We start from the raw sequence: 23,131 nt of genomic DNA on the forward strand, positions 1-23,131 counted from the left end.
TTTGGATTCAAATGATTACGTTACAAGCGGTGTTAATCGCCAGAGTGCCCAGTTTGAATGTCCACCCTAAGGTTCTTATGAGCTCAAAATGAAGAAACACTGAAGCAGATGCCGATGATGCAAAACTGTTAAATTACCTGTTACCGTCTCTTTCTTAAGACGTTCTTCATTCACGGTTGATAAAGTTGCCCTTGTGAAAATATTACTTATTGAAGACGACCTTGATCTCGGCAATGGCGTGCGTATTGCCCTTGCAGATCAAGGATTAGATGTCATATGGGTTCGCCGCAAAGAGGATGCGCTGCATCAACTTGCTGTCTGCGCACCTGAACTTATTCTGCTCGACCTGGGGCTGCCGGACGGCGATGGCATGAGTCTGATGGCGTACGTACGTCAGCAGCTAAAAGGCATCCCCGTTATTATCCTGACGGCGCGAGGAACGCTGCAGGATCGCCTGAGCGGGCTGGATGCCGGTGCCGATGACTATCTGGTTAAACCGTTTGTGCTCGCCGAGCTGCTGGCCCGGGTGAGGGCGCTTGCGCGGCGCAGTTATGGCTATCAAAACGAGGCGGTAGAAATCAGAGGATTATCCCTGCATGTGCCGACGCGTCGCGTCACGGTGAGTTCCCGCCATATTGAGCTTACGGCCAGCGAATACGCGCTGCTTGAAACCCTGATGTTGCGTGCTGACCGCGTGCTTACGCGCCGTTTTCTGGAAGAAAGGATCTTCGGTGCGAAAGAAAACATGAGTAATGCGCTTGATGTGCATATGGGGAACTTGCGTCGAAAAATTGGCGACGGCTATGTACGAACGGTGCGGGGCGTCGGGTATGTCATTGACACCGTTGCGATTCAGAAGGAAGCAAATTGATGCGAAACCTGTGGCGTTTCCTGCGGGTGCCCACGCTGGTGCGGCGAATCATGGTCGCTCAGATGCTTCTGCTGACACTGCTGTGGTGTCTTTTTTTAACCTGGATGCTATGGGATGACTTGCGTAGCCCCCCGATCCTGACCGGTGATAAGACATATAAAACCATATTTACGCTTGTTGAACGCATGGAAGGGCGTGCGCAGGAACGAAGCGAGGTGCTGGAGCAGTTCAGCCAGGCGTTGCGGGAAGATTACGGCGGAGGGGACGATGCGGGACTCTCCATCACCATGATTATTCGCAAACATAACGCAATACTGTATGCCTCTGCTGGCGCGCCGATGGGCGTGAAAAATACCCGGTTGGGCAAGATAGAGCGAATTCACAGCGACGGGCGTAGCTGGACCAGCCGCACGCTAAAATCCGCGAATTCCGACGTGGAGGTGACGCTGGTGACGCCTGCAGCGGGGTGGAATTTCTTTATCTACCTCAACTCGCGTGGCTACTACATCATGCCGCTGCTGGTGTGTATTCCTTTTCTGCTGTTTCCCGCATGGCTGTCAATCCGCATCGCTATGCGCCCGTGGAACAACGTCGTGAATGAAATTGCCTCGCGCGCGCCAGAAGATCTCTCTCCGTTAAAGGCGGTTCCAACGCACCGGGAGCTTAGCCAGATGGTGAATGCGATTAATCAGTTCCTTGCCAGGGTGCGAGAAAGCACGGAAAGGGAGCGGGTATTTATTGCCGATGCCGCTCACGAACTGCGCACGCCGCTGGCTGCGATGCGAATCAATGTGGAGGCGTTGCAGGCCTACGTCAGCAGTGATAATCAACAGGCGCTACTTGCAGGGATTATTCGCAGCAATAGCCGGGCGGCACGTCTGGTTAATCAGCTTTTGCTGATGATGCACAGCGAAGCAAGCGTTGACACGGCGATGGAGCCGGTGCCGCTTACGACGCTCATCCAGGAGCGCATGGCGGTGCTGGCACCGCTCGCCGCGGAACGTAATATTGAGCTTGAATTCTACGCTCTGGAAGAAAGCTGGGTGAGCGGAGTCAGGGAGCGTCTGATGTCGCTTATCGATAATGTGATTGAAAATGCCATCAAATACAGCCCGCAAGGCGGGCGGGTGGCGGTCGATCTCTTTTCGGCGGAGACGTCCACTCAATTCAGCGTCTCCGATGCCGGGCCGGGTATTCCGGTGGCGTTGAGGGAACGGGTGTTTGACCGGTTTTTCCGCGATCCGAATCAGGTGCAGAACGGGAGCGGGCTGGGTCTGGCCATCGTTAAAGCGGTGGCGCAGCAGCACAACAGCAGCGTGAGCCTGAGTACCTCTGCTGACGGTGGGCTCAGGGTGACGGTGGATTTCCCCAACCCGGCGTTTGCCTGAAGAAAACGGGAGGGTGATCCCATTTCGTGCGCGATGGAAACTCTTTTTTACGGGGCGGGTCAAAGTAGATAACTTCAAAATAATTACGGTATTTGTTATATTGTTGCTTATTGATTATTCACCTCTGCGGTGCCAAAAAGAATAAGATTCACCGCAACCCAGGATACGTAAATGTTAGATTACCGCTTCCCGACAGCTTTGCAGATGGTTCTCAGCGTAGCGATGGCGGAGCAATTGGGTGAACGTTCGACGAGTGCGATTCTGGCCTACGGCCTGGAAGCGAATCCGAGCTTCATCCGCAAACTGATGGTTCCCCTTACGCGTGACGGTATTATCGTCTCCACGCTTGGTCGCAACGGCTCAATTCATCTTGGCCGCCCGCCAGAACAGATCACCCTGCGTGATATCTACCTTTCTGTTATAGAAGACAAAAAGCTGTGGGCGTCGCGCCCCGACGTACCGGCGCGCTGCGTGGTGAGCGCGAATACGTGCTGGTACTTTAAATCCATCGCTGAAGAGGCCGAGCAGGCGTCACTCGCGGTCTTAGCCGGTCATACTGTGGCAAGCGCGCTGGAAGAGCTCAAGAAAGCGGATACCAGCGGGTGCGATCCGGTGCCCGAACTGATTGCCCAGTACAAGAAAGCGCATTAATGGCTGCATAAAAAAACCGCCTTCATCGTGAAGGCGGTTTTTTGTTATCTGCAGCGTATTACGCGGGCAAGACCTCTCTTTCCACTTTGCCGCGTGTGACAAATTTACGCAGCGTCACGTAAAACACCGGCGTCAGGAACAGGCCAAAGAGCGTTACGCCCAGCATACCGGAGAATACCGTGATCCCGGTGACGCCGCGCACTTCTGCACCCGCACCGTGGCCGAGGATGAGCGGGATGGTTCCGGCGATAAAGGCGATGGAGGTCATCACAATCGGGCGTAAACGCAGGCGGCACGCTTCGAGCGCTGCTTCCATTATACCTTTGCCCTGGATTTCCAGTTCGCGGGCGAACTCCACGATAAGAATCGCGTTTTTACACGCCAGCCCCATCAATACCACCAGACCCACCTGCACAAACACGTTGTTATCGCCGCCGGTCAGCCAGACGCCAAACAGGGCAGAGAGCATTGTCATCGGCACGATAAGGATCACCGCCAGCGGCAGCGTCCAGCTTTCATACAGTGCTGCCAGGACCAGGAACGCCAGCAGAACCGCGACCGGGAAGACGATTAACGCCGTGTTCCCCTGAGTGGCCTGCTGGAAGCTCAGATCCGTCCACTCGATATTCATCCCATTCGGCAGAATCTGCTTAGACATCCCCTCCAGTTGGGTCATCGCCTGGGTAGAGGAGAGGACGCGCGGGTCGGCATCGCCAATCAGGTCCGCCGCCGGATAGCCGTTGTAGCGAATCACCGGATCGGGCCCGTAAGTGGTACTGATATTGACCATACTGCCAATCGGCACCATCTCGCCCTGGTTATTACGGGTGCGCAGATTCGCAATATCTTCTACGCTGTCGCGATACGGCCCGTCGGCCTGCGCCATGACGCGCCAGGTGCGGCCGAACTGGTTAAAGTCATTCACATAAGACGATCCCAGATAGGTTTGCAGCGTCCCGAACAGATCGGTCAGCGACACGCCCTGGGCTTTGGCCTTATCCCTGTCGACCTGCACATCCAGCTGCGGAACGTTCGCCTGGTAGGTGGAGATAGGGAAGTGCATTCCCGGCGTCTGCATAATTGCGCCCGACATGGTGTTCACCGCATTTTGCAACGCACCGTATCCCAGACCGGCTCGATCCTGGATGTACAGCGAGTAACCCGACCCCTGACCCAGCCCCAGAATAGGCGGCGGCAGAATGGAGAAGCCAAAGCCCTGCTGGATTTGCGCGATTTTGGCGTTGATCTCGGCGTTAATTTCCGCCGCCGTGTGTTTACGCTGGTCAAACGGTTTCAGGCCAAAGAAGACCGTCCCGGTATTCGGCGTATTGGTGAACTGCAGCGCATTCAGCCCCGGGAAGGCGACCGCATAATCCACGCCCTCGGTGTTCATACCGATTTCGCTCATTTTGCGGATCACCGCATCGGTGCGTGCCAGCGATGAGCCTTCCGGCATTTTCACGCCGCCAATCAGGTACAGCTTATCCTGAGTGGGAATAAACCCGCCGGGTACGGCTTTAAACATCACGCCTGCGGCACAGAGCAGCAGCACATAGACCACAAACACCGCACCGCGTCGTCCGAGCGTTTTGCCCACCAGCCCCTGATAACCGTTCGAGCTACGGTGGAAGAAGCGGTTGAACGGACGGAAAATCCAGCCGAACAGGCGATCGATAAGCCGGGTAGGGAGGTCCTTCGGCGCGCCGTGCGGCTTCAGGAGCAGGGCGGCCAGCGCAGGCGAAAGCGTCAGCGAGTTAATGGCGGAAATCACCGTTGATATCGCAATCGTCACCGCAAACTGCTTGTAGAACTGACCCGTAACCCCCGAAAGAAACGCCATCGGCACGAACACCGCGCACAGCACCAGCGCAATCGCGATAATGGGCCCGGAGACTTCACGCATCGCCTGATGCGCTGCCGCCAGCGGCGCAAGCCCCTCTTCGATGTTTCGCTCGACGTTTTCCACCACCACAATGGCGTCGTCCACGACGATACCGATCGCCAGCACCAGCCCGAACAAACTCAGGGTGTTAAGCGAAAAGCCCAGCAGATAAAGAACGCTGAACGTGCCCACCACCGAGACCGGCACCGCGATCAGCGGAATGATCGACGCACGCCAGGTTTGCAGGAACAGAATGACCACCAGCACAACTAATACCACCGCTTCCAGCAGCGTCTGCACGACCGCGCGAATGGAGTCACGCACGAATACCGTCGGATCGTACGGTGCCGCCCATTTCATGTCTTCCGGGAAACGGGTAGACAGTTCTGCCATTTTAGCGCGCACCGCGTTAGACAGATCGATGGCGTTCGCTCCCGGCGACTGGAAGATACCAATCCCGACCGCGTCTTTATTGTTGAGCTGGGAACGCAGCGCATAGCTGCCGGAGCCCATTTCAATGCGCGCCACATCGCGCAGTCGCACCAGCGAGCCGTCCTGCGCGGTTTTCAGGATAATATTGCCAAACTCTTCTTCAGTATGCAGACGACCCTGAGCGTTAATGGAGATCAGGAAATCGCTCTCTTTCGGCAGCGGCTCGGCGCCCAGCTGTCCGGCGGACACCTGCACGTTTTGTTCCTGCATCGCCGTTACCACGTCCGAGGCGGTCAGGCCTCGCGCTGCCACCTTATTCGGATCCAGCCAGACGCGCATCGCGTATTCGCCCGAGCCAAAAATCTGGATTTGGCCGACGCCGGGCAGACGCGCCAGTTCATCCTTCACTTTCAGCGTGGCGTAGTTACGCATATAGAGTGAATCGTACTTACCGCCGGGCGAAAACAGATGCACCACCAGCGTCAGTGTCGGCGACTGCTTCTGGGTGGTGATACCCAGACGGCGAACGTCTTCCGGCAGGCGCGCTTCGGCCTGTGACACGCGGTTTTGTACCTGAACCTGGGCCTGATCCGGGTCGGTTCCTGGGCGGAACGTGACGGTGGTCACCAGTACGCCGTCGGAGCCGGCGACGGACTTCATGTACATCATGTTTTCAACGCCGTTGATCGCTTCTTCCAGCGGCGTCGCCACGGTCTCTGCAATCACCTTCGGGTTGGCGCCGGGATACTCCGCGCGCACCTGCACGCTTGGCGGCACAACGTCAGGGTATTCGCTCACCGGCAACAGCGGGATGGCGATTAATCCTGTGATAAAAATCAGTATCGACAGCACCGCGGCGAAGATCGGCCTGTCGATAAAAAAGCGGGAAAAGTCCATGGGTCGGATTCTCAGATAAGGGATCAGTTAAGGGCGGCGCGGGTGGTCATGGCAACGGTTTTCGCGTTTACCGGCATGCCCGGCATAAACACTTTTTGTAAACCGTCGACGATGACTTTATCGCCAGGCTTCAGCCCCTGCTGGACGATACGTAAACCGTCGGCCAGACGCCCTGGCGTAATATCACGACGCTGCGCTTTACTCTCTTTATCAACGACATAGACATACTTACGATCCTGATCGGTCAGCACCGCTTTGTCGTCGATAAGCGTGGCCTGGAACTCCGCGCTGCCCGGCAGGCGGACGCGGGCAAACAGTCCCGGCGTGAACTGACGCTGTGTGTTATCCAGCAGCGCGCGCATGCGGATGGTGCCGGTACTGGGTGTTAACTGATTATCAAGAAAATCGACTTTGCCCTGATGGGGATAGCCGTCCTCGCCCACCAGCCCAATCTCAACCGGTAGCGCCTGGTGATTGCTGGCGGCACCTTGCCCGCTGAGGGCGAGTTTTTGATAGTGAAGGTAAGTTGACTCATCCACGTCAAAGTAGACGTAAACCGTCTTCTGCGAGACCAGCGTGGTGAGCACGCTGGCGCTGTCACCGGCGGTAACGAGGTTCCCGCTGGTGATCAACGCGCGGCTGGCGCGCCCGTCGATAGGGGCGGTCACTTTAGTGAAATCCAGGTTCAGTTGCGCGGCATCCACCGCCGCCTGTGCGGCGCGAATGTCGGCCTGGGCCTGGACGGCAGCAGCGCGGCGCTGCTCCCACTCTTCACGGGATACCAGATGGGTATTGACCAGTTTATCGGTACGGTTTGCCTCGCTTTGCGCCAGGCTGGCCTGCGTTTTGGCTCTTGCCAGCGCTGCCTGCGCCTGTTCCAGCGTGGCGCGATAGGTTCTGTCATCGATCGTGAACAATACCTGGCCTTTTTTGACCTCCTGACCGTCGGTGTAATTCACTTTATCAATGTAGCCGGAGACGCGAGGGCGGAGCTGTACGCTTTCCACCGCTTCGATCCGGCCATTAAAGCTATCCCACTGGCTAATGGATTTGACGACCACGTCAGCGGCGCTGACGGTGGGCGCTTGTGGCGCGGCATTTTGCGCGACACCCTCGTCACACCCGACGAGCAGGGCGGAGAGTAACACCGCGCCCAACGCGTTCAGATGAAAATTACCCCAGGTTTTTTGCAGGCTCATTATTTTTATTCCGGTAGTTGTAGCCGCCGGGCAAGACGCAACGGGGGACGCCGCGCCACTTCCTTTGTCCGGGCTGGCTTAAGGCCATTTGTGTCGTTCATCGCCACAAAACTGTAACAATTGTGAATACACTATCGCGGCGATTGTAGGTAGGCGCTAAATTTAGTGCAAGAATAATTGTTGCACTTTATGTGCTATTTGAGGCCGGGGAAAAAGGCGCGTTTTCGGCAGGGATTTAAATGCAACAATAAAACTTGCATTTAACATCAAATCGGGCCATCTTTAAATGCAACAAACAAAGGTGCTTTTTACTACGTGGCGTGTGGGGGAGAAGATGGACACTGGCGCATTTATTCACGATCTGCTCGACTGGATCGACAACAACCTGGATAGTCGTCTGGATATTGAGACCGTATCAAAGCGTGCAGGCTATTCAAAATGGCATCTTCAGCGGATCTTCAAAGAACACACGGGTTATCCTATTGCCGAGTATATCCGTGCGCAGAAACTTCAAAAATCGATGGAGCGGTTAACCCATAGCGATGAGCCGATCCTGAACGTGGCGATTGCGTTGGGCTTTGACTCCCAGCAGTCTTTCAACCGCAGCTTTAAGCGTCAGTATGGTCAGGCGCCGGGGGCATGGCGTCGCAGCATTGTCAGCCCGAAAACGCGGCATCTATGCCGAACATCCCCCTAGCCTGGGCGGGAACCGTTTTGCTCCCGCCTGAGGGGGTAATGTGCGGGGTTAACTGTTTATAAAGGCGAGAAGATCGGCATTGACCTGATCGGCATGTGTCGTTGGGATACCGTGAGGCGCGCCTTTATAGGTATGCAGGGTTCCGTTTTGGACCAGCTTGACTGACATCGCGCCGGAATCTGCATACGGCACCACCTGATCGTCATCCCCATGGATGACCAGAACAGGGATGGATATCCCTTTAAGGTCTTCCGTGAAGTCAGTCTGCGAGAAGGCCACAATCCCATCGTAATGCGCCTTGGCGCTTCCCATCATCCCCTGACGGTACCAGTTATAGATGACCGCTTCGGAAGGCTTCGCCCCCGGGCGATTAAATCCATAGAACGGTCCCGCGGGCACGTCATAATAAAACTGAGGACGATTCGCCGCCAACTGGGCCTGAAAATCATCAAACACTGACTTTGGCGTACCCTGAGGATTACTCTCCGTCTTCACCATCAGGGGCGGTACAGCACTGATCAGTACGGCTTTGGAAACTTTGTCTTCACCGTGCCGGGCGATATAACGCACCACCTCACCGCCGCCGGTTGAATGCCCGACATGCATCGCACCCTGTACGCCAAGATGTTCCACAACGGCGGCCACATCGTCAGCGTAGTGATCCATATCATGGCCGTCCCACACCTGATCTGAACGACCATGACCGCGACGGTCATGGGCCACAACGCGAAATCCTTTATTGACGAAGAACAGCATCTGGGCGTCCCAGTCATCACTGCTTAGCGGCCAGCCGTGATGGAAAAAGATCACTTTCCCGTCTTTTGGACCCCAGTCCTTGTAGTAGATATTGACGCCATCGCGAGTTGTTACATAACCCATGATTATTCTCCACTCAGATAGACAGATTGCATGAAAGGCAGAAATGAAATGCGGTATACGGCCCGACTCCGCCGCGAATTAAGAAGTGTAGTTCATACGCTGGCCGTCTGGGTTAAGGCTCACCCACAGGCGGGCAGAGTGGGGCAGCGGTAAGGGGGACGTACAGAAAATAAATTTTAGCTGCAACCTACACCGTGAAGGGTTATACTGTATATAAATACAGTGAAAGGGGCGCATCATGGCGGTTGAAACAAAATATGTTGTTGTAAGAAAAGGTGAAGAGAAAATGACATTTGCCAGTAAGAAAGAGGCTGACGCGCACGACAAACTGCTCGACATGGCAGACGCGTTCACCGACTGGCTGCTGCAAAGCGGACTGCAGATGGACGAAACGCAGGCTGAAGATCTGGGGCTGTATCTCGCCGAGCAGAAAGAGGCCGTGCAGCATATCCTGCGTACCAGCAAACTGCCCGATCTCAACGCTGTAACCGACAAAACAGAATCTGATGAGGCTGGCAGTAAAAAAATCCGAGCCGTGAAAGCTGCCTGACAGGGACATTTACGGTGGAAAAACAGTCGAGGTACTGCAATACGTCTTACACCAGGGCGCCGGTGGCGCCTTTCATACCCTGACTGCTACGTCCTGGCCCGGGCGATTAATTTTCTCTCATTTCACAGCACCTCAACCACTTCAAATTCTTCTGCGATCAACTCCATATCTTCAGAAAAATGACCTTCTCGGGTGAAAAATCGCTGATGCTCTTTCTGCCAGTATTCAAGGCTTAAATCGCCTTCACCTTCTTTACGGGCAAACGCCTCGGTCACATCACAAAAACGCACCAGTCGCATTGAAACCAGCCGGGTTACACAGACCGGAACATTCTGGCCATCAAGAATAATGTTATAACTCCCGATCCGCGGGGCAGACTCCTCCTGCTGATAAAAGGCAAAAGATCTGCAGGAAGCGGTTTTGATCCCTTTTTTAATCAGGTCTGCAAGCTCGCTGGCCAGTTCCGGGCTGTCGCCCATTTGCCAGGCACCGGCGCCTGGGTACTTCACTTTTAATTTCTCAACCGTAAACATGACAAGCCCTTTTTATATGCAGGTCTGATGAATAATGATTACGATATAATAAAAATGTCTAGTTTTGCTGAGCATACAACGTTAGCGTCTTGCTTCAGGCGGATTCTCAGCGCCACCGTCCCAACTCATTCATAAGAGACAGTGCATGTCTGCTACGGATTTATCCAAAATGGGCACCGCTAAAGTGATGCTGAGTGTAAGTGACTGCGGGCATAATGTGATTGAAAAATGTCCTGTCGGAGAGGTGGAGTACAGCTTTTATCAGTACGCTGCAACGGAGCTTAATCAGGCTGGCATTGTTACCCCAATGCTCTTTTCCGCTGATGCCCCTTTACGCAAGTTAATACTGGAATATATTCCTGAAAAGGTTGAACAAAACGATGTCGCAGGTGACGACGCCATCGCTATGTTGGCACGCTTGCATGGTTTCCCCGCAAATTCTGAATGGATTTACCACAGCCACTCGTGGTCAGAACTGGCGCTCGAAAAGTCCCTCATGCTTTTAGCGTTACCAGATAAAAGTACGCAGCAATTTCGGCTATTTCAGGAATGTAGTGATGTTTTGTTCGCTTACCCAAGCCTAATCTCTGGCGATAGCAATGCTGGCAATTGGGGAAGAAGAGAAAACGGTGATTTGGTTCTTTTCGACTGGGAACGATTTGGAAAAGGGAGTCCTGCGATCGATCTTGCCCCTCTGATAAAAGGGATGGGTTCGAAGCTAATGTTTACTGATATTGCTGAACGCTATTGCCAGTTCTCTTTCCATCATGACCGTAATGCGTTAGCGAGAGAAATTGCCATTGCCAAAGCATGGATTGTCACCGAAGTCATTGTGCTACTTAATGAGCGGCAAAACGCAGACTTTCCTTTATATCTCGACTGGTACAGGGAACATCTTCCTGGCTGGTTAGATGATGTCATCACGATGCTATGAATGATCATCTTCAGGCTTCATCGACATATTGAGTAGACGATATTCGATGTTACCTGTCTTTCTTACATGTAAATGGCACTAACGGAAAGATGTCGCTCCGCCTCCCCATGCTATATCTCCACCAACACATACTCACTACAAACGGAGACATGAAGATGCTGAGAGGTAAAAGAGCCGTCATTACTGGCGGCGGCGGGGGATTTGGACAGGCGTTGTGCGTGTGGTTGGCACGAGAAGGTGTCGAGGTGGATTTTTGCGCGCGGCGCGCTGATGATATTCAAAACACCTGCAGCATCATCACTGCTGAAGGCGGCATGGCAAAAGGGTATCTCTGTGATTTAACCCAACCTGATTCCATTTCTCAGTTTTCTTCACAGCTGTTAACGTCAGACAAGCCTGTAGACATTTTAATCCTCAATGCTGCTCAGTGGTTGTCAGGAAGGTTAGACGATCAGCCAGACACAGAAATTATCAATACCATCAGTTCAGGTCTGACGGGTTCGATTCTCTTGACTCAGGCATTACTGCCCGGATTAAGACGTTCAGCCAGCGCTGATATCATCTCGATTATCTCTTCCTGTGGGATCCCGAATTTCACCGATTCAATTGCGCATCCCGCTTTTTTCGCCAGTAAACATGGGCTGAGCGGGTTTATAACGAAACTGTCGCGGCAAATGTCTCAAGAAAACATACGTGTTACTGGTCTGTATCCACCCGATTTCGAAAATACCGGATTAGAGCCAGCTTTTGATGATCAATCCAGAATGGGGGACGGTCTGCTGAACGGGCGCTCGGTCTGGGAAACCATTCGTTTTGTACTGATGCAACCTCGCAGTTGCCATATCAGCCACATCTATTTTCAAGGCCCAACGCGCGAAGATCTGGTTAGCAGGGGCTGAATTGATTGACATTGATGTGATAAGTACGTGCACGTCGCGCACACAGCCAACCTTCACCATCCACGCCAGTACCCGCAGCGTGTTACACTTCCTCACTTTCATCATCTACACGACAGGGAAGCGATGATAAATAAAATTCTGGTCAGTGCGTGCCTGATGGGGTTCAGGGTGCGTTACAACGGCAGCGAAAAAGCGAAGGCGATGGCGCAACTCTCCCGCTGGCAAGCGGAGCAGCGGTTAGTGATCCACTGCCCTGAACTGGCTGCCGGGTTGCCGGTACCCCGACCACCAGCAGAGATTTTGTCGGCCGACGGTCGGGATGTCATGCGCGGGCAGGCCAGAATCATTGAGAATACGGGCCAGGATGTCACCGAGCACTATCAGCTTGCCGCCTGGCTGGCGCTGCGTACCGCACAGGAGCATGGCTGTCGCGCTGCGCTGCTTACGGATGGCAGCCCAACCTGCGGGAGCCAGCATATCTATGATGGTTCTTTTAGCGGCGTGCGCAACACGGGGATGGGTGTCGCGGCAGCATTACTCGCTGAACATGGGATCGCGGTATTCTCAGAAACGCAGCTTCCGGAATTGATGCGCTGGATTGACGAAAGAGAAAGGCCCGTATGCTGAACGCGAATGAACAAGCCTGACGTCTTAACCAGAGTAAGAGAGTCGATATCCACTTCCCACACGGAGAACGCGCGCAAACCCTTGTGGCCCGATATGCATTCCCGCAACGAGCAGATTCTCCCTGACCGCGCGTTCCAGCACCTCTTTACGCGTTGCTTCGGCCTGTGCAGGATCCGCGTCAAAGGCGATGCAAACCTCCGGCAGGGCAGACTGTATATGCGGGTAGTGGACAATATCTCCCCATATGAGTAAGTCCTTGTCATGCGAGTGAATGCGAAACCCGGTATGTCCGGGCGTGTGGCCGGGTAACCAGACCGGCAGGATCCCTTCGGCAACACTGTTCTCATCGAAAAAACGCACCTGTTGACCACACGCCTGTAACGTCTGGCGCACGAGCCTGAAATTACGCGCTGTACGCGCATCGGCACTGTTTAGCGTGTTATCGTCCCACCAGTGTTCCGCTTCCAGAGGGTGAAGAAAAATATCTGCATGTTGATAGACAGGACGCTGTTCAGCATCCAGCAGACCACCAATATGGTCCGGATGACAGTGCGTTAATAAAACGGTATCCACCTCGTCAGGAACCACGCCAACCGCGGCGAGATGGGTGATAAGGTCACCCCCCACGTTGTTCACCCCACCTGCGCCAGCGTCAACCAGAATAATTCTCCCCCGGCCCCGGATGAGGTAGCCATTGATGTGAATATCGCCGGGTTCCGCGACGCCTGCATGCTCCTGGATTTCGTTTGCCGCTGCGTTTTCTATTCCTGAGAGCAAATCGAGACGAGCTGACAGAACGCCGTCACTGAGCGCGGTAATCTCAAAATCGCCAATCTGGCGCACCGGGAAGGTGGACTGAATCATCGCGTACTCCGCTGTTCTGGTTGCGTATTGTTGCCTGAACGCTGCAACTGCGGCGTCAGTGGTTCGTAGAGATAGACCTCAGGAAGAGGCGAAGCCTGGATGGCAGTTTCACGAGGCAACACCCACGCAACGCGACGTTCCGGGGAACAATCCAGCCCCACGGCCTGCATGTCGATGGCCCTGTGTCCGGCAGGACTAACGAGATGAGTGCTTAACAGCAAAATGTGATCGCAGGAGAGAGCGGGCGCCGGATCTTCACAGGCATAGAGATTACGGTGCCAGTCAGTTATGCACCTCTGCCAGCGAGAAAAATTACCGCCGCCTTTCAGACGGTACTCTTCGCTGTGCAAAACATCCGCGTTGGTAACGGTATGCAGGGCAAGATAAACCGGGCAGCCAGGCGTGATGGCCCGAAAACGCTGAGACGTCATAAATCCGGTCACGGAGAGAAGGGCGGGCAATTTCTCCTGACTATAAAACGCGTTCCACTCAGCTTCGCTTGGCGGATCGTTATACGAGCATTCCACGATATAGAACATCACAACCTCTTCGCTTAATGACTTTTCATCATGCTACAAGCTGTTTTTCGTGCGTTAAATCGATACTATGTCATGGTTCAGTGACATTAACTCATCGACTGCGCAGAATGTGCGTGGCATCAGGACCAGGCTTAATGCGCAAAAAGATACCCAGTAGCGCCTCTCTGCAGGCTTTTGATGCCGCTGCCAGGCACGGTAATTTTGCCCGGGCTGCAGAGGAGCTCTTTCTGACGGAAGGGGCGATTAGCCGCCAGATTGCACGTCTGGAATCGCTGTTAAACTGCAAACTGTTTGACCGTACCGGGAGCCGCGTAAAGCTAAATCCTGCTGGCGCGCGCTATGCTCATCATGTACGTGAAACCCTTGAGCGGCTCGAAAGGGAGACTCAGGACATCATGGGCATACAGGAGGGGACTCAGAGTCTGGATATTGCCGTGCTACCGACATTTTGCAGCCGCTGGCTCATTCCCCGCCTGAGCCGCTTTACCTCGCAGTTCCCTGAGATCTCAGTCAATCTTGCGGCCAGAACGGATCCGTTTATTTTGCCCGGGAGCGGCTTTGATGCCGTCGTGCATTTTCAACATCCCGCATGGGCCGGGATGCGACTGCAGCCGTTGTTTGAGGAAAAACTGGTGCCGGTGTGTCATCCTGCACTGTTAATGGATAAGGAACACGGTGAGCAACTCAATGCACTTGCGCGGATCCATCGCCGGCAGAATCCGGATGCGTGGCATCGCTATGCGCTGGAAAGCGGGATCAGTCTTGATAACCCGTCTCAGGGCGTACGCTACGATCTTCATGAAATGGCGATCGCTGCTGTGCTGGCAGGTCACGGCGTCGCATTGATACCACGCATGTATATCGAAAACGAACTACGCAGCGGCATGCTGGTTTCGCCATGGCCTGCCTCAGAAAGGTTAATTAAGACATTCTGTTTCATTAAACCGGCGGAAACGGGAATCAATGACGCGGCGTTAGTGACGTTTGAACGCTGGCTGCTGGCTGAAATCACTACGCCTGCCAGTCACTCAAGATGAAGCTCTGGTTTCGGCCGCCATCCTGTAAAGGGGAATTATGTCCTTACCACCACTCTATGCCCTGCGCGCCTTTGAAGTCGCTGCGCGAGTAAACTCCTTCAGTAAAGCCGCTGAAATGCTCAATATTACGCCGGGCGCGGTCAGCAGACATGTCCGCACCCTTGAAATGTGGTTCGACTGTGAGCTGTTCAAACGGCAGGGGCCGAGAGTGGAGATCAGTGAGGCGGGGCGTGTTCTGGCCGGGCAGCTTCACGAAGGGTTCAGGAGCATAGAGTGGGCCTGTCGGGCTTTCAGAAGTGAAAACCACCTGTTGCGGCTGAAGGCACCGAGTACGCTCACCATGAGATGGTTGCTTAACGTCCTGCGATCGTTTCGTGAACATCATGAAAAACCCAATGTTGAAATAGCCAGCGTCTGGATGGACATCGATACCGTTGATTTCACGCGAGAGCCTTATGATTGCGCGATCCTGCTGGGCAACGGGCATTTTGGCGAGTCAACGGAGAGCCGATTGCTTTTCAGTGAATGGCTTATTCCGGTCTGTAACCCCGCTTTACTGGAATCTGCCCGAGAGCAACTTTCGCAGTGCGATCTGATCCATCCTTCCCCGGACAGACGCGACTGGCGGCGGTGGCTGAGAAGAACGGGGTTATTCCCCGGGCTTGATATGAGTCGCGGAACGGTTTTCGACACCCTTGAACAGGGGAGTAGTGCCGCCATGAACGGCCATGGCGTCGCGATTGCCGACCTGCTGCTTTCGCTTGACGCGCTGAATAGCGGCCTGCTTGCGCTGCCTTTCAAAGAAGCCATCGCCACCGGAGACGGTTATTATATTGTCTGGCCGAAAAATTCACTCAGGAAAAAGAGTATTGAATGTCTGCTGGACTGGCTTGACCTGCATGCCCCGGTCATTCCTTCTCTTGATATCATCTGTCTGGAATACGACGAGCATCGGCTGTAGTTATCAAAAGCAGGATATGCCGCGGGCGTATCCTGCCCTATAAACTTCAGGCGTAAGGAATATTTGCCATTTTTTTATACCTTTCCGGCAATGCACCGTTCAGGTTGAGAAGTTTATCGAGAATAGCGATCGCAGGCGTATTGTTTGCGCGCTCTGAATCTACTATCGCTGCACGCAATATAGTGGCAGCCGACGTGACGTTCTGAAAGTACGTCTCGGACTCGGGTGTTTGTAATTCACCTGAAAGGGCGTAACGCACCAGCGGCCATCCTGAAAAATCCAGTACGGGAAGGGGCTCACCTTCTTTTGGCAGATTAGCGGCGAGCAACGCTTCAGCTTGCATGGGGTCGTTGTGAGCGGCACACAGAATGTGAAGGCGATGCACAAAGGCCGCAAGGGTCACATCGTTCTCTTTTTCTGCTGACAGCGATTCCAGCAGTGCCGATAAATTGGCGCCGGATGAATATTCATCTAGTGAGACCAGCTTCATTAAATGAAATATAACGTCAAGCGTCATGTTTGCTCCCTGAACATTTATCAATTTTGAAGGATGATATTTCAGGGACGTCGCGTTTGAAAAACGACAAATAGTGAGAATCAATGTGAGTTTAACTCAACATCACAAAAAGGCCCGTCAGGCTGAGGAATTCCCAGTCATTTTTTACCGGAAGCGACGAATGTTGCTTCAGCAAAATGAATGACTTACAGCGACGCCCTGGTCCGGCTGTAAATCGCTGAGGCGTTTCCTGCAGGCCGGGGCGAGGCGCATGGATGCGCCGAGAGGGCGGCTTTACAGGGACGTTACATCCGCCCGTCCCCGATAAGCCGGAAGGAATAAGCCGAAGGCACCGCGAAGCGGCGATTTACCGCCGGGAGCCCGGGTCGCCAGGGCGGTGGCGATTGAGCCGCCCTGGCACGTTCACACGTCATACCGTTACAGAGTAGCAAGGAACATAAAGTGAACGGAATTACCTCTACAGCCATATGTTCCCCCTCACCCCAACCCTCTCCCTCAAGGGAGAGGGGGTCCTCCGTGCAGGCATTATTTTATGGGGATCCCTCAGCCCGTAAGGGACCCGATCTTGATTAACCACAACGGGATCAGAAGCGGTATTGCAGACCCGCGGTAATGGTATAGTTGCGGTTTGAAATACCGGCAGCATCTCCGCCAATAGAGCCCGATTCGCCAGTATTGGTATCAATAATCTGCGTACCGCCTTTACCTTCTTCGTAACTGCTATAGGTAAATTCTGCGAACACTTTGGCGTTCGGCGTGACGTAATAGCCTGCGTCAACCGACGCACCGTAATAGCGGGAATCAGAGGTCTTCTCACGGAAGGTCAGATCGCGCATATAGTGCTCGTCGTTGTCGTGCGCGCGTACCCAGTCACTGAATTTAAACAGGGCATTGAATTCAAAATCATTGAAACGGTACTGACCCGCCAGGCCAATGTACGGCATGGAGAAGCGCTGGCTATAGCCAATACCGCGTTCACCTGCCGGGAAGTTGCCCGTATTGGTGCCGTTATCATAATTATAAGAGCCACCGGTCGCCGTCCAGCTGAAGCGCGTTTCCTGATAACCTGCGGTTACGCCAGCTTTATAGTTATCGCCCTGGAAGATCCAGCCTTTAACGTTGAGATCGTATTCATTGGCGTAATTGACGTTGGTCGCAGGATGGGATGAATGGTCTGTCCAGGAGGATTGTTTTGCATTCATCCAGTCGTAGTCATCCATATGACCCGAGCCTGATGCCAGAGACGTCCAGCCGCGGGCGTTCAGTGTCAAAAATGAATAAGCATCCCAGGAAATATCGCCTTTCAGAATGGCGACATTTTTGATTTTCCAGTCGAGCTGGCTGATTTTTCTTCCTGTGACTTCGTCGTACACCATTTCATGGGATTTTCCGCTCAGCATCCCGGCAGAGGCTGAAACCGATAAACTTTCCGGTGAAAAATCCGGTATGGCTTGTGCGGATCCTGCATATACTGCCCCTGAAAACGCGGCCATCATCATTCCGGCAATAATGTTTTTTGTCATTTTATTTTCCCTAAATCAAATTTAATCAATGCCTTGCAGACAAATCTTAAAAGTCATACAAATAAGAATCAACTGCCAGTTTTGGTATTTTTTTATTATTTGACGTAGGGAGCGATATTTAACTTTGGGCCGCCTCAGTGAGGCGGCGAAAGGTGGGATGAATAAACATTGAGTCGGTGCAAAATAGCTGTCGGTAATTAAAAATGCACTCCCGGATGTAATAAACTTAACGCATTCTCCCCGTTAATTTGAAACGCTCCTCGCAGGCCGGATCCTGAACCAGATCGCATACATCGCCGGCAGGAAGACCAGGGTGATGATCGTTCCGCCCAGCGTCCCGCCAATCAGCGTATAAGCCAGCGTCCCCCAGAATACGGAATGGGTCAGCGGTATGAATGCCAGCACGGCGGCCAGGGCTGTTAGTAACACCGGCCGTGCCCGCTGGACGGTCGCTTCGACCACCGCATCGAACGGGGCGAGACCTTCCTTCTGGTTATGCGTAATCTGCCCGATAAGGATCAATGTATTTCGCATAAGAATGCCCGAAAGCGCAATCAACCCGACAAGTGCATTGATCCCAAAAGGTTGATTGAACAGCAGCAGCGTGGGAACCACGCCGACCAGACCCAGCGGGGCAGTCAGAAAAACCATCACCATCGCCGAGAGAGATCGCACCTGCACAATGATGATCAGTAACGTCAGGGCAATCATTATCGGGAACAACGGCACCATGGCCTGTGTGGCTTTACCTGATTCCTCAATTGAGCCTGCCATCTCAATGCGGTATCCGGGCGGGAGCGTATCAATAATCGGTTTTAGCTGTTTCATGATCGCCACCGACACATCCGGTGGCTGAAGATTGTCGGCGATATCTCCGCGCACGGTAATGGTGGGCGTGCGGTCGCGACGACGCAGGAGCGGGTCTTCCATTTTGACCTCAATCTGACCGATTTGCGACAGCGGCACCCGCTGTCCCGCACTGCCAACCAGGGTAAACCCTTCGATCTTCGCCGGATCAAGACGAATATCGCCCGCAGCGCGTCCTGTAACCTGTACAGCGCGAATATCTTCACGCACGGCGGTAATCGGTACACCCGATAACAGGAACTGGAGCTGCTGAGCCACGCTATTTGAGGTTAAGCCGGTGGCCTGCAGACGGTTCTGATCGAGGGTGAAATGGAGTGTGGGCACCCGTGAACCCCAGTCGGTGTTGACGGTTCTCATCATCGGGCTGGCCTGCAGAACGCCTTTAACCTTATCGGCGATGTCGCGAAGCGTATCGACATCGGGCCCCATCACACGCCAGGCAACCGGGAAGGGGGAGTAGGGGCCAAACACCAGTTGTGTGACACGCACGCGCGCTTCCGGCGCAAGTCCACCGGCGACCGCTTCCCGGAGCCGGAACTTGAGCGCCTCGCGTGACGTCTGGCTGTCCGTCATCACCACGATTTTCGCAAAAGAGGGATCGGGTAATTCAGGTGCCATGGCCAGGTAAAAACGTGGTGAACCCTGCCCGACGTAGGCGGTCACGATGCTGGCTTCCGGCTGCTGTTTTAACCACGCTTCGATTTTCGCCGTTGCGGCGCTGGTCTGCTCAATTGAGGTGCCATAAGGCATCTGCACTTCCACCAGCACTTCAGGGCGGTCGGACGTAGGGAAAAACTGTTTTTTTACCAGTCCCATACCCACTACGGCCAGGGTAAAAATGAAGATCACGGAACCGGCCACGATCCACTTTCTGGCAATTACCCGGGCCAGCAGCTGGCGAAAACGGTTATAGCGCGGGGTGTTATAGATGGCGGCATGGCCCCCTTCGACTTTGGCGATATCTGGCAGGATCTTAACGCCAAGATAGGGCGTGAACACCACCGCAACCAGCCAGGAGGCAATCAGGGCGATGCCGACAATCCAGAACATATTGCTGGTGTATTCCCCGGCGGTCGACTGGGCGAACCCGTTTGGCATAAAGCCAATTGCCGTCACGAGGGTACCGGCCAGCATGGGGGCGGCGGTATGGCTCCAGGCGTAAGCGGAGGCTTTGATTCGGTCGTAGCCTTCCTCCATTTTCACCACCATCATTTCAATGGCGATAATGGCATCATCAACCAGTAAACCCAGAGCAAGGATCAGTGAGCCCAGCGTTACGCGGTCAAAGTTTATCCCCGCCGCCTCCATCACCACGAAGACGACTGCCAGCGTCAGGGGAACCGCCGCCGCGACGACCACGCCCACGCGCCAGCCCATGCTGACAAAGCACACCACCATCACCACAAGCAGGGCGACGAAGAATTTGATCATAAATTCATCCACCGACGAGCGGATATTCACGGACTGATCGGTGACTTTGGTCAGGGTCATTCCCAGCGGCAGGTTCTCGTTGATCTTAGCCGTTTCGGCATCCAGCGCTTTTCCCAGCGCCAGACCGTTCCAGCCCTCCCGCATCACAATACCTAACAGCAGCGCCGGTTCACGCTGGTTACGGATCTGCAGAGTCGGAGGATCTTCATAACCGCGTTCAACCGTTGCCACATCAGACAGCCTGAGCGTTTTACCCTGAGCGACCAGCGGCGTATCGCGGATCTTCTGCAACGTATCAAAAGCACCATCAAGGCGAATAAAGATCTGTGCACCCTGTGTTTCTATGGAGCCTGCTGGCGTGAGAACGTTCTGACTGTTCAGCGCGTTGAAAATATCCTGCGGCGCCAGCCCCATCGTCGCCAGACGGTCATGAGAGAGGGCGATATAAATCCGCTCGGCCTGTTCGCCGATGATGTTCACTTTTTTGACGCCAGGCACGTGCAGGAGTTGCTGGCGCAGGCTTTCAGCATCACGCACCAGCAGACGCTGCGGTTCACCCTTTGCCTTCAACGCAAAGAGGGCAAAGGTGACATCCGCAAACTCGTCATTGATCATCGGGCCCATCACACCTGCCGGGAGATTTTTGCTCTCATCGCCAAGCTTTTTGCGCGCCTGATAGAACTCTTCCTGCACCTCGGAGGGGGGCGTCATGTCCTGTAAGGAGAGGGTGATAAACGCCATGCCCGGGCGGGTATAGGTTTCGGTGCGGTCATACCACCTGAGTTCCTGCAGCCGTTTTTCCAGCGGTTCAGCAACCTGATCCTGCATTTCCTGTGCGGTTGCGCCGGGCCAGACGGTAATCACCGTCATTTGCTTTACCGTGAAGGGCGGATCTTCAGCCCGTCCCAGTCCAAAGAAGGCGTAAATACCGGCAAGCGTCACCAGAATAATCAGAAACAGCGTGATGGCACGCTCGCGCACGGCAAGCGCTGAGAGGTTGAAGCGTCCGTCGCTCATGGCTGACTCCCCGCCTGAGCCGTACCGCGTTGTTCAGCCAGACGGACAGCTTCACCGTCATGCAGAAGATGGGCGCCCAACGCCACAATTTTCTCGCCAGGTTTGACGCCGCCCGTCACCTGCGCGGCATCGTCGCTCACGCTCAGCACGTTGACGGGCTGCCACATCACTTTTGCGGGCTGCGCGGAGATCCGCCACACGCCGGGCCCTTTGCCTGCATCGTACAGAGACGCCAGCGGAACCTGCATTACCTGACGTTCAGCATTTTGTTCAATATACAGGGTGACGGTCGCACCCAGCGGCGCGTTAGCCAGCGAGCCTTCCAGCACATAGCGCGCTTCATAGGTGCGGGTGGTGGTATCGGCTGCATCAGAGAGCAGGCGCAGTGTCGCGGTAACAGGCTGTGCCTCGCTGCCATAACGCGTTGCCAGCGCTTCACTACCGACGGCAGGGCGCAATGTCTCTGGTAACTGGACGAGCGCCTCGCGTTGCCCTGAGCGGGCCAGTCTGATCACCGCCTGTCCCGCACTGACCACCTGGCCGGGTTCTGCAAGCGTCTCCATGACCACGCCGTCGGAATCGGCCAGCAGCACGGCATAGCCGGTCGCATTTTGCGCGACGGTGGCCTGAGCGCGTGCGGCACTGAGTTCAGCTCTGGCGGCATCCGCCGCGGCTTTTATCTGGTCATACTCCGAGGCAGAGACAGCACCTGTTGCCACCAGGCCGCGATAGCGCGCCTCATCGCTGGTGGCTTTTCTCGCCCGGGCCTGGGCGGCATCCACCGCCTGCTGCTGTGCTTGTGCCTGTAACTTCAGGTCAACCGGATCCAGACGCATTAACGGCTGGCCCTGCTTAACGGTCTGCCCCGTATCAACAAGGCGTTCAAGGATTTTGCCCTGAACCCGGAAACCGAGATCGCTTTGCGTTCTGGCAACGACCACACCCGTAAACGCGCGGGACGCATCGTTCGCCGGTTCAACGGAAGCGGATCTGACAAGCGGTGGCTGGGTGCGCGGATCGTCGGTGGCGGGGTTATCACCGCATGCCACCAGGGCGAAAGGGAGGAGACAAACGGCAAAACGGGCGGAATGAAGCCTGAGCATGGGGAAACCTTATCGTATCAAAGGACGGTTTCCGCATTCTCAGACCAGTGACCAATAAAGTCAATGGTCACAAATCAGGGGGCCAGGCTTCGTAAAATCAGGGAAGGGAGGAGGAGTGCTGCGGTCGGGGCGGTTTCGAGGTTATATTGCAACTGCACGGGGTTGATGAAAGGGCACATCACCATGTATATAGCGTAGGTCACCTCATCCAGGGGCGTTTTTCTTTCGAACTCCCCGCTTTGGCGGCCTTCAACAATGATGCTTTCAATCAGTTTCATCAGGCTCTCGGTATACCGCTCGGTAGACGGCCACTTATCCCGCGCGGCAACGGCGGCGATGTCATAAAGTTTACGATCGTGGAAAAAGAGTTCGCTGCCAGCCTCGGTTAACGCCCGGAAAAGGCGGCGCATTTTTTCACTGGCCGACGGCGCGTCGGCGATGGCTGTTTCCACCGCCGTCATGATCAGCGCCAGGCGGTTAGCGCAGATAACCTCGCCAATTGCCTGTTTGGAATCGAAAAATTTATAGATATAGGCTTTTGAAAAACCGATGGATTTAGCCAGTTCTGCCACGGTGGTTTTTTCATAGCCGTAATGGCCGAAGTGCTCAAAAGCCGCTTCGACGATTTGCTCGCGGACAGAGTGGTCAAGGGGACCACGCGTTGATGGGGTGTTCATATTTTTCGTCATTGTTTCAGCTTAGCGCGACGGGCATCAGTTGACAACGAGTGACCATCATGTGATTTGGTCACTCTTTTAATCATGTATTTTTCAGTGCTGTGAGCCTGAGTGTATCACTCTTTGCCCGGAGTTATTGCAGAAGCCCGGAGAGAT

General features: G+C 54.5%; 21 protein-coding genes. 10 read left to right on the forward strand and 11 right to left on the reverse strand.

Going from position 1 to position 23,131, the window contains the following annotated elements:
• Positions 1–193 precede the first annotated feature (193 nt).
• From ACQG22_RS10845 to ACQG22_RS10855, 3 genes are all read left to right on the forward strand, one after another.
• Positions 194–871 carry a response regulator gene (locus ACQG22_RS10845; RefSeq protein ID WP_040023207.1) on the forward strand — a complete coding sequence of 226 codons (678 nt, stop codon included), beginning with the start codon at positions 194–196 and terminating at the stop codon, positions 869–871.
• Positions 871–2,259, forward strand: coding sequence for a sensor histidine kinase (locus ACQG22_RS10850; protein WP_248068641.1), 1,389 nt, complete (start codon positions 871–873; stop codon positions 2,257–2,259). Before ACQG22_RS10845 ends, ACQG22_RS10850 begins: the two co-directional genes overlap by 1 nt.
• 171 nt (positions 2,260–2,430) lie before the next feature.
• Positions 2,431–2,910 (forward strand): RrF2 family transcriptional regulator, encoded by a 480-nt coding sequence (locus ACQG22_RS10855; protein ID WP_013096741.1) that lies wholly within the window; start codon positions 2,431–2,433, stop codon positions 2,908–2,910.
• Positions 2,911–2,968: 58 nt separating this feature from the next.
• On the opposite strand, the gene oqxB is transcribed toward ACQG22_RS10855, so the two are convergent.
• Together oqxB and ACQG22_RS10865 are read right to left on the reverse strand one after the other, a co-directional pair.
• The gene (oqxB, locus tag ACQG22_RS10860; RefSeq protein WP_020688167.1) at positions 2,969–6,121 is read right to left on the reverse strand and encodes a multidrug efflux RND transporter permease subunit OqxB; all 3,153 of its coding nucleotides are present in this window, start codon (positions 6,119–6,121) and stop codon (positions 2,969–2,971) included.
• Positions 6,122–6,144: 23 nt separating this feature from the next.
• Complete coding sequence (locus ACQG22_RS10865; protein WP_020688166.1) at positions 6,145–7,320, reverse strand: efflux RND transporter periplasmic adaptor subunit; 1,176 nt, start codon at positions 7,318–7,320, stop codon at positions 6,145–6,147.
• A 334-nt stretch (positions 7,321–7,654) separates the two neighbouring features.
• On the opposite strand from ACQG22_RS10865, the gene ACQG22_RS10870 reads away from it, so the two are divergent.
• Positions 7,655–8,017, forward strand: coding sequence for a helix-turn-helix domain-containing protein (locus ACQG22_RS10870; RefSeq protein WP_114518762.1), 363 nt, complete (start codon positions 7,655–7,657; stop codon positions 8,015–8,017).
• 48 nt (positions 8,018–8,065) lie between these two features.
• Here the strand turns inward: ACQG22_RS10870 and ACQG22_RS10875 are convergent, their stop codons facing one another.
• Positions 8,066–8,896 carry an alpha/beta fold hydrolase gene (locus ACQG22_RS10875; RefSeq protein WP_020688164.1) on the reverse strand — a complete coding sequence of 277 codons (831 nt, stop codon included), beginning with the start codon at positions 8,894–8,896 and terminating at the stop codon, positions 8,066–8,068.
• Between the two features lie 238 nt (positions 8,897–9,134).
• On the opposite strand from ACQG22_RS10875, the gene ACQG22_RS10880 reads away from it, so the two are divergent.
• Positions 9,135–9,446 carry a YebG family protein gene (locus tag ACQG22_RS10880; protein WP_038419338.1) on the forward strand — a complete coding sequence of 104 codons (312 nt, stop codon included), beginning with the start codon at positions 9,135–9,137 and terminating at the stop codon, positions 9,444–9,446.
• Positions 9,447–9,568: 122 nt separating this feature from the next.
• On the opposite strand, the gene ACQG22_RS10885 is transcribed toward ACQG22_RS10880, so the two are convergent.
• Positions 9,569–9,979, reverse strand: coding sequence for an ASCH domain-containing protein (locus ACQG22_RS10885; protein ID WP_369706509.1), 411 nt, complete (start codon positions 9,977–9,979; stop codon positions 9,569–9,571).
• Positions 9,980–10,124: 145 nt separating this feature from the next.
• Between ACQG22_RS10885 and ACQG22_RS10890 the strand changes: the two genes are divergently transcribed.
• The 3 genes from ACQG22_RS10890 (at position 10,125) to ACQG22_RS10900 (ending at position 12,439) form a co-directional block, all read left to right on the forward strand.
• The gene (locus tag ACQG22_RS10890) at positions 10,125–10,913 is read left to right on the forward strand and encodes a phosphotransferase (RefSeq protein WP_185868254.1); all 789 of its coding nucleotides are present in this window, start codon (positions 10,125–10,127) and stop codon (positions 10,911–10,913) included.
• A 155-nt stretch (positions 10,914–11,068) separates the two neighbouring features.
• Entirely contained in the window at positions 11,069–11,812 is a 744-nt protein-coding gene (locus tag ACQG22_RS10895; RefSeq protein ID WP_248047997.1) for an SDR family oxidoreductase, read from the forward strand.
• A 123-nt stretch (positions 11,813–11,935) separates the two neighbouring features.
• Positions 11,936–12,439, forward strand: a complete 504-nt coding sequence (locus ACQG22_RS10900; protein ID WP_161657494.1) for a DUF523 domain-containing protein — start codon at positions 11,936–11,938, stop codon at positions 12,437–12,439.
• Between the two features lie 24 nt (positions 12,440–12,463).
• On the opposite strand, the gene ACQG22_RS10905 is transcribed toward ACQG22_RS10900, so the two are convergent.
• Positions 12,464–13,303 carry an MBL fold metallo-hydrolase gene (locus tag ACQG22_RS10905; RefSeq protein WP_148791169.1) on the reverse strand — a complete coding sequence of 280 codons (840 nt, stop codon included), beginning with the start codon at positions 13,301–13,303 and terminating at the stop codon, positions 12,464–12,466.
• On the reverse strand, positions 13,300–13,842 hold the full coding sequence (locus tag ACQG22_RS10910; protein ID WP_097533524.1) for a sugar ABC transporter: 543 nt from the start codon (positions 13,840–13,842) through the stop codon (positions 13,300–13,302). Before ACQG22_RS10910 ends, ACQG22_RS10905 begins: the two co-directional genes overlap by 4 nt.
• A 134-nt stretch (positions 13,843–13,976) precedes the next feature.
• Between ACQG22_RS10910 and ACQG22_RS10915 the strand changes: the two genes are divergently transcribed.
• Complete coding sequence (locus ACQG22_RS10915; protein WP_102752563.1) at positions 13,977–14,879, forward strand: LysR substrate-binding domain-containing protein; 903 nt, start codon at positions 13,977–13,979, stop codon at positions 14,877–14,879.
• A 37-nt stretch (positions 14,880–14,916) separates the two neighbouring features.
• Positions 14,917–15,840: a LysR substrate-binding domain-containing protein gene (locus ACQG22_RS10920; RefSeq protein ID WP_369706508.1), complete on the forward strand. Its 924-nt coding sequence runs from the start codon at positions 14,917–14,919 to the stop codon at positions 15,838–15,840.
• Positions 15,841–15,886: 46 nt separating this feature from the next.
• On the opposite strand, the gene ACQG22_RS10925 is transcribed toward ACQG22_RS10920, so the two are convergent.
• The 5 genes from ACQG22_RS10925 to ACQG22_RS10945 all read right to left on the reverse strand — a co-directional run bounded on the left by ACQG22_RS10925 (position 15,887) and on the right by ACQG22_RS10945 (position 22,987).
• Positions 15,887–16,357, reverse strand: a complete 471-nt coding sequence (locus ACQG22_RS10925) for a hypothetical protein (RefSeq protein ID WP_102752561.1) — start codon at positions 16,355–16,357, stop codon at positions 15,887–15,889.
• A gap of 584 nt (positions 16,358–16,941) precedes the next feature.
• Positions 16,942–17,880, reverse strand: coding sequence for an omptin family outer membrane protease (locus ACQG22_RS10930; protein WP_038419343.1), 939 nt, complete (start codon positions 17,878–17,880; stop codon positions 16,942–16,944).
• Between the two features lie 243 nt (positions 17,881–18,123).
• Positions 18,124–21,195 (reverse strand): efflux RND transporter permease subunit, encoded by a 3,072-nt coding sequence (locus ACQG22_RS10935; RefSeq protein WP_038980552.1) that lies wholly within the window; start codon positions 21,193–21,195, stop codon positions 18,124–18,126.
• Complete coding sequence (locus ACQG22_RS10940; protein ID WP_038980557.1) at positions 21,192–22,298, reverse strand: efflux RND transporter periplasmic adaptor subunit; 1,107 nt, start codon at positions 22,296–22,298, stop codon at positions 21,192–21,194. Before ACQG22_RS10940 ends, ACQG22_RS10935 begins: the two co-directional genes overlap by 4 nt.
• Positions 22,299–22,372: 74 nt before the next feature.
• Complete coding sequence (locus ACQG22_RS10945; protein ID WP_014831802.1) at positions 22,373–22,987, reverse strand: TetR/AcrR family transcriptional regulator; 615 nt, start codon at positions 22,985–22,987, stop codon at positions 22,373–22,375.
• Between the last annotated feature and the right edge of the window lie 144 nt (positions 22,988–23,131).

Source organism: Enterobacter cloacae complex sp. 309I3 (assembly GCF_050031595.1).
GTDB classification, from domain to species: domain Bacteria; phylum Pseudomonadota; class Gammaproteobacteria; order Enterobacterales; family Enterobacteriaceae; genus Enterobacter; species Enterobacter cloacae.